The sequence below is a fragment of the Aquiflexum gelatinilyticum genome (genome assembly GCF_024741135.1).
Taxonomy (GTDB): domain Bacteria; phylum Bacteroidota; class Bacteroidia; order Cytophagales; family Cyclobacteriaceae; genus Cognataquiflexum; species Cognataquiflexum gelatinilyticum.
On the sequence record NZ_JANSUY010000056.1, the window covers coordinates 1 to 402 of the forward strand.

1 protein-coding gene is annotated in these 402 nt (G+C 48.3%); it reads right to left on the reverse strand.

Annotated elements, in window-relative coordinates; all coding sequences use genetic code 11:
- The coding region (locus NU887_RS21140) for a DUF7507 domain-containing protein (RefSeq protein WP_420839809.1) at positions 1 to 402 on the reverse strand (402 nt) is incomplete at both ends.

Below are 402 nucleotides of genomic sequence, written 5' to 3' on the forward strand. Positions count from 1 at the left end.
GGTGTTGTCCACTTTTCCTGCATCGATGTCACTTTGGGTGACTGTATAAGAAGTCGGGATTGACTCAGAAGCCAAAGGCGCCAAGGAAGCAATTGTTGTATTCAGACCTGTCAAAGGATCGCTTACAGCAACATTGCTCAAAGTCACGTTACCCGTGTTGGTCACCACAATGGTGTAGTTCAATATATCACCGACAGCGGCAAAGGTTGACTCAGCGGCAGTCTTTGTAATGGAAAGCGCAGGGCTTTTTGTTGCAGTTACAGACTCGGAAGCAGAGACATTGACTGCACCGACAGCAGCCGAAGCGGTGTTGTCCACTTTTCCCGCATCGATATCAGCCTGTGTTACGGTATAAGAAGTCTGTATTGACTCAGAAGCCAAAGGCGCCAAAGAAGCAATGAC